Annotated in this window: 1 protein-coding gene; it reads right to left on the bottom strand. The window is 60.8% G+C overall.

The annotated features are described in order from the left end of the window. Positions 1-286, bottom strand: a 286-nt coding sequence (locus KVS69_RS19205) for an FCD domain-containing protein (RefSeq protein WP_217539553.1), incomplete at its 3' end; no start/stop codon positions are given. Between the last annotated feature and the right edge of the window lie 28 nt (positions 287-314).

Here is a 314-nt window from a genome sequence, read left to right as displayed (position 1 = left end):
TAACCCCATGGCTCTGGAGCCGCATGCGCGGCATCAGGGTTTCTCCGAGATAGCAGAATATCCGGTAGAAGTGCTCGTTATGGCTGGCAGTCGCAACGGCGCAGTGGAATTCGAAATCGGCCTGCGTGTCTCTGCTCGCCTGACGGGCCGCGACATCCATCGCCTTGCAGGCCGCATCCATTGCCTCGATATCGGCCTGGGTTCGTCTGTGGGCGGCGAGCGCCGCTGCCTCGGATTCTATGCCAATGCGCAGCTCGAGCCCTTTCACCAGGTTTTCGACCACCATCAGACTTTCGTCGCTCAGCCGAAAGGGG

The sequence above is a fragment of the Stenotrophomonas sp. GbtcB23 genome (assembly GCF_019091045.1).
Classification (GTDB): domain Bacteria; phylum Pseudomonadota; class Gammaproteobacteria; order Xanthomonadales; family Xanthomonadaceae; genus Stenotrophomonas; species Stenotrophomonas rhizophila_A.
The sequence above is the reverse complement of the archived record's forward strand: the minus strand, read 5'-3'. Positions and strand labels throughout refer to the sequence as shown.